Below are 1,325 nucleotides of genomic sequence, written 5' to 3'. Positions count from 1 at the left end.
GTTACATTATCCGATATGAGGAATTGGTTTACTCACTGCTGTTATTGTACCTCATCTATCTGAGAAACGCTATAATTGCAATTGTTACTGCTGTAATTGCGCCGATAACGGCGGTGGGAGGGGGAAGGAGATTTCCCAGAAAATAAGCTGCGCAATATCCTGAAGATAATGAAGCAAGGTATAAATGCTATGAATGCTATGAATAACAACCCAAGTAAGCCATAGATTAGATTCGATGAATCTTCACCTGTGGATGTACTATTACTAATAACTGGCGATTGACTAGGTATTGGTGACGGTTTCACCCCTTGAGATGGTACGATTGGAGCCAAAGGCAGTGTGGTTTGAGATTGAGCATTTACCGTCGGAGTTTGTAAAACATTTACTAACGCCTTTGTCCCGGCTAATGTGCCCCCGTCAAAGTCCTGCTGTTTAAATCGGGGCGTAATTTCGGTTTCAATAATGCCTACTGCTCTAGCATCCGGCACAATGCTTTGAATGCTCGAACCTGTTTCAATTTGAACGCGGCGTTCCCCCGAACAAATCAATAATAACACTCCGTTATTTTTACCTTTTTTACCAATCCCCCAAAAGTTAAATAATTTTGTAGCAAATGCTTTGGGTGTCGCCGATGGCTTAGTATCAGGCACTGTCACAACAGCGATTTCTGAGTTGTTTTTTGCCTCTCAATCCGAAATCATTTGATTTAGCGGAGTTTCCATCCTGTCGCTGAGAATGTTTGCATTGTCCGTTACCCAAGTGTTATTTACTTGACGGGTATTAGGTACTTCTTGTACTGTTATAGCTTGGCTCGTTAGGGGAAATGCCATGGCCGAAAAGCACAGCAAACTGCTCCAGATTATTTGTTTGTTGCTAAATTGTAACTGCATCGCTTCAGTCTCCTGAATAACGGCTAATCTGAAATTGACCTCTATCGCTCCGCATAATTACAATTAAATAACCAGATCACTGTCATGTCAATTCATATTATTCAGACGTTGAATTCATAAAAATCATAATTTTAGCTTCCTAAGCACTTTACATTTACACAGAGAGTGATGAACTTTCATTTAAACTCTCTATTAGACTTGCCTGCAGTAAATGTAAAAAATTGTACTCTACTTGATATAAAAATTTTATTGCCACTCAGTATTCAAGCTGCGGAAATAGTTCGTAATTACGGAATGACTAGATTCAAATCGACCTATATTAGGCATAAACTTGCCTGTTTTTGGTGGTTATGTTTATTTATAGCAACCGCCAGGGCGGTTAGGACGATACGTGCAGAACATACTCCATCGCATCGCGTAGACAATCAAACTGAG

1 protein-coding gene and 1 pseudogene are annotated in these 1,325 nt (G+C 40.1%); both read right to left on the bottom strand.

Annotated elements, in window-relative coordinates; genetic code table 11:
* Window positions 1-41: 41 nt before the first annotated feature.
* Window positions 42-674: pseudogene (locus QUB14_RS28610) on the bottom strand (TPM domain-containing protein); the annotation flags it as partial.
* 12 nt (window positions 675-686) lie between these two features.
* Window positions 687-830, bottom strand: a complete 144-nt coding sequence (locus QUB14_RS28605; protein WP_333297486.1) for a hypothetical protein — start codon at window positions 828-830, stop codon at window positions 687-689.
* Between the last annotated feature and the right edge of the window lie 495 nt (window positions 831-1,325).

It is taken from the genome of Microcoleus sp. B3-D2 (assembly GCF_036705345.1).
GTDB lineage: Bacteria > Cyanobacteriota > Cyanobacteriia > Cyanobacteriales > Microcoleaceae > Microcoleus.
This window is presented reverse-complemented; position numbering and strand designations above follow the sequence as displayed.

Bases quoted from the DNA above. Each gene is read 5' to 3' on its own strand.
- QUB14_RS28605 (WP_333297486.1), bottom strand. From the start codon at position 830: ATGGCATTTCCCCTAACGAGCCAAGCTATAACAGTACAAGAAGTACCT.